Annotated in this window: 4 protein-coding genes and 1 pseudogene; 3 read left to right on the top strand and 2 right to left on the bottom strand. The window is 70.7% G+C overall.

Translation table 11 applies throughout. The annotated features are described in order from the left end of the window. A pseudogene (locus RMN86_RS10470) lies at positions 1-162 on the top strand (1-acyl-sn-glycerol-3-phosphate acyltransferase); the annotation flags it as partial. A 182-nt stretch (positions 163-344) separates the two neighbouring features. Here the strand turns inward: RMN86_RS10470 and RMN86_RS10465 are convergent. Together RMN86_RS10465 and RMN86_RS10460 are read right to left on the bottom strand one after the other, a co-directional pair. Next, on the bottom strand, positions 345-728 hold the full coding sequence (locus tag RMN86_RS10465) for a UrcA family protein (protein ID WP_309605789.1): 384 nt from the start codon (positions 726-728) through the stop codon (positions 345-347). Between the two features lie 35 nt (positions 729-763). Further along, positions 764-1,213 (bottom strand): hypothetical protein, encoded by a 450-nt coding sequence (locus RMN86_RS10460; RefSeq protein WP_309605788.1) that lies wholly within the window; start codon positions 1,211-1,213, stop codon positions 764-766. A 236-nt stretch (positions 1,214-1,449) separates the two neighbouring features. On the opposite strand from RMN86_RS10460, the gene RMN86_RS10455 reads away from it, so the two are divergent. Both RMN86_RS10455 and RMN86_RS10450 read left to right on the top strand, forming a co-directional pair. Next, positions 1,450-3,519: a winged helix-turn-helix domain-containing protein gene (locus RMN86_RS10455; protein WP_309605787.1), complete on the top strand. Its 2,070-nt coding sequence runs from the start codon at positions 1,450-1,452 to the stop codon at positions 3,517-3,519. 69 nt (positions 3,520-3,588) lie between these two features. Then, on the top strand, positions 3,589-3,849 hold a 261-nt coding region (locus RMN86_RS10450), incomplete at its 3' end, for a hypothetical protein (protein ID WP_309605786.1).

Raw genomic sequence — 3,849 nt, 5'->3', positions numbered from 1 at the left:
AACGCCGGCGTCCACTGGCCGGCCCACGGCTTCCTGCGCCGGCCGGGGACCATCGTCTATGAGTACCTGCCGCCGATCCCGCCTGGCCTGAAACGCGCGGAGTTCATGCGCATCCTGGAAGAGCGCATCGAGACAGCCTCGCTGAAGCTCAACAGCCTGTAGCCCGCGGCGACGCCAGCCTCAGGCGGGCTCCGATGAAGCGCGGCTCAGCTGGTGTCGGGCGATGAGAAAACGGACACCGCAAGGGGTCACGCCCCAAAAAAAGGAGGACGCGCTGGGCGCGTCCTCAAGTTCACAGAGGGCCCGCGCCGGGTGGGGCGGATCCTGGCTGTGGGGACGGATGGTCACCGACGCGCGAGGCGGAGCTCCTCACGCCCGCGCATCGCCGCGTAGCGCTGTCTGGCGTTTGGCGCGTGGACATAGGTCATCGCGGTTTCGAGGGCCTTGGCGCGGCAGGCCTGGAACGCCTCCGTGCGGCCGAGGGCGTAGGCGCCGCTCTCTGGCCGATCGTTGCACGCCCGGCTGACCGCCGAGTCGAGCCGACGGAGGAACAGGTTCGCGCCGGCCTCGCTTGACAGGTTGAGGCCCTGGGCGCTGACGATCACCAGCACCTTGACTGGGCCGTGTCGGCCGGGCGCGCCGGCATCGGGCTCCAGGGGGTCGGCGGCGGCGGCGGCGGCGACGCAAGTGGCGGCCAGCAGGGCGGCGGTTTGCAGCAGCGTTTTCATTCGAGGCCTTCCTTTCGTGTTGGCCAGGATGGAGTTCAGTCGTTCCAGACGCCTTCGGCCGTCGCGGTCCCGTCGGGTCTGTTCAGCTGGGAGAACAGCCCGATCTTGCCGGCGTAGCGGCCGGCCGTGCCGATCAGCACGCCCTGGCAGAAGCCCGTGCGCGTAGCCGGGTCGGGCGTGAGGCAGGTCACGCGCATCGAATATCTGTCGGCGCCGCTTTCGGCTTCGCAGACGGCGGTCTGGGGCTGACCCTGGATGGACCAGCCGATGCAGTGGAAGCTGGCGTGTTCAACCCGCCCGCTCCTGAAGGTGGCGGTCAGCTCGCCCTGGTTGGCGCCGGCCCCAAGCGCCAGGAAGCCCCCGACGGCGGGGGCCCGTGCATTCGTGATCGGTTGGCTTTTGGACGTGGAAGTAAAGGGCTCGGCGGCGGCGGCTCCGGCGACGAAGAAGGTCACCACCGCGGCGAGCTTGAGAGCGTGGGTCATGTTGATCTCCCGTGGACGGCGCATCTGGCCGACGCCTGAAAGCTCAACATGCCTGGGGCCTTGCCGCCTGGAGCCCGATCGAAGCGCGACCTGAGGAATCGCCGAGTTCGCGCCCAGATGGCCGGAATTAACGCGTGACAACCTCTGATTTTCGGCAGCCACTGTGCTGTCAAAAGCAAGGCCTGCGCGCGGGGCGTGCGCTGAGGGCCTTCAGGGTTCGTCGGGGGGGAGTAGGCGTGCAGCTGGCGCACCAGGCTGCGTTTTCGATCGCTTCCCTCGATGTGCGGCCTTCCACACGCGAAGTGGTGTGGGACGGCGGGCGCGAGGTTCTGCAACCGCGCGTCATGCAGGTGCTGGTGGCCTTGGCGCTCACCGCCGGCGACGTGGTCAGTCGCGACGACCTGATCGTTCAATGCTGGGACGGCCGGATCGTCAGCGAGGACGCCATCAATTTCGTGATCGGCCAGGTGCGCAAGCTGGCGACGCTGACCGGGGCTTTCCGGCTCGAGACCATTTCCCGCGTCGGCTACCGCCTGGTGGCCCTGACGCCGGAAGGATCGGCCGCGCCGCCGCGCCAGGTCTCGGCGCGGCTCGAGCGGCGCCGCGTCCTGATGCTCTCGACGGCCGGCGTCATCGGGGTCGGGCTGGCCGCCGCCGGGGGCGTCATCGGCTGGCGAGCGCTGCGGCCTGCGCCCCCGGCGCCAGTGACCATCGCGGTGATGGCGTTCGACGACCTCAGCCCAGGCCAGGACACCCGATACCTGGCCCAGGGCCTGGCCCGCGAGGTGCGCAATTCGCTGTCGCGCGTCGCGGGCCTCAGCGTGATCGCCGACGCCTCCTCGTTCGCGCTGTCAGGCCTCAACCTGACGGACAAGGTGATCGCCAGGCGCCTGGGCGCCGACCTGCTGCTCAAGGGCAGCGTCGCCCAGTCATCCGGCAATGTGCGGATCAGCACCGAGCTGATCGATCTGGCGTCGGAGCGGCAGGTCTGGGCCGAGACGCATGAGAGCAACGGCGGCGACCTCTTCCAGTTGCAGGATGCGGTGGCCGGCGCGGTGATCCAGCAACTGATCGGCCGCATCGGCGCCGACCGCATCCAGCAGCCGCCGCAGCCGCGCCGCCGCGACCCCGAAGTCTTCCGCGTCATGCTGGGCGCCAACCAGCTGATCGAACAGACCCGCGCGCTGCGCATGGTCAACCGCGTCGAGGCGGCGTTCGACGCGGCCGACGAGGCGCAGGTTCTGGTAAGCCGCGCCCTCCACATCGACCCGCGAGATCCCGGGGCGCTGGTCGTCCAGTCCGTGCTGGTGCGCAACGGCTGGACCCGGGCGCTGGCCAGGCAACCCCTGTCCACGGCGCAACGCGGGGCGGCCGCGGCGGAATTGCTGCGCCAGGCTCTGACCACCGACCCGAACGACCCAGGCGCGCTGGCCTGGCTCGCCGACTACTATCGGCGAATCGAATGGCGCTGGGACGATGCGGCGACCCTCTACCAGCGCGCGCTGGCCATCGATCCGAACCACCTGGAGGCGCACTGGGGCTATGGCTATCAGCTGGACATGCTGGGCCGCGCACTGGAAGCCCTGACCCATGCGCGGGCGCTGATGCGCCTGGATCCGGAGACGGTCTGGCGGCGGCTGGCCCTGCCGCGGATCCTGCGCACCGTCGGCGCCAGCACAGAGTCTTGGCGGCTGTTCAACGCCGAGCTGACGCAGAACCCCGGCAACGTCTTCCTGATCCGCGAGATGTGTGGCAACCGCCTGACGCAGTCCGATGCGCCCGGCCTCGATCACCTGATCCGGCGGGTCCGCGAAGAGCTCTGGCGGGGCGCCCCGCCAGCGCCGGTCGCAGCCCTGCTCGCCCGGGCCGCGGCGGGCGCCGAGGCGCTGCGGGGCCGGCCCGCGGCCCTGCTCGCGCTGGTCGACGCCGATGTCGCGACCTATGACGCCGGCGGCGAGCTGGGCGGCACGCCCCAGGGCCGGGCCAGCGTCGATTTCCTGTTCATCTACGCCATCGAGTACGCCTGGGCCGGCGCGGTGACGCCGGCGCTGTCCCTGTTGGACCGGGCGCTGGCGGGACGCTCGACCTACTGGCCCGACAGCATGCCCTTCGGCCTCGCGCACTTCCCCGCGACCGTGCGCGCCGACCCGCGCTACGCCGCGCTCTGGCAGTCGGACCGCAAGCGCCAGCAGATCGTGGCCTCGCGCCTGCGGTCCGTTCAGCACGGGCAGATGGCGGGCTACCTGCCGGACGGCCGGCGGGTGACGCCAAGACTGCCCGCCGATCCGATGGCCCGGCGGGTGTAGCCTGTTGGCGAACGCCTCACACAATCTCTACGTCCGCAACTGACTCACCGGCCGGTTTTCCTCGCGCCCATGTCCGACCCCGCCGACCTCAGCGATGAACAGATGCTTGCCCGGCTGGCCGCATGCGACCTGTCGGCGGCGGAGCGGGTGCATGGGCGGTTGATGGCCGCGGAGGCGACGGCGGAGCTCGCCGAGCTTGGCCGCACCTATCAGCGGATCTCCCGGTCGCTGCGCCAGACGCTGGCGCTGAAGGCGCGGTTGGCGCGCGAGCGGGCGCAGGCGGTTCGGGAGACGACGACCAAGGACGCCGCTTCGCCGTCCGCCCCCTCG

It is taken from the genome of Phenylobacterium sp. (assembly GCF_031360265.1).
Lineage (GTDB): Bacteria > Pseudomonadota > Alphaproteobacteria > Caulobacterales > Caulobacteraceae > Phenylobacterium.
This window is presented reverse-complemented; position numbering and strand designations above follow the sequence as displayed.

Coding starts and splice junctions, on each gene's coding strand:
- RMN86_RS10460 (WP_309605788.1), bottom strand. CDS start 1,213: ATGACCCACGCTCTCAAGCTCGCCGCGGTGGTGACCTTCTTCGTCGCC.
- RMN86_RS10465 (WP_309605789.1), bottom strand. CDS start 728: ATGAAAACGCTGCTGCAAACCGCCGCCCTGCTGGCCGCCACTTGCGTC.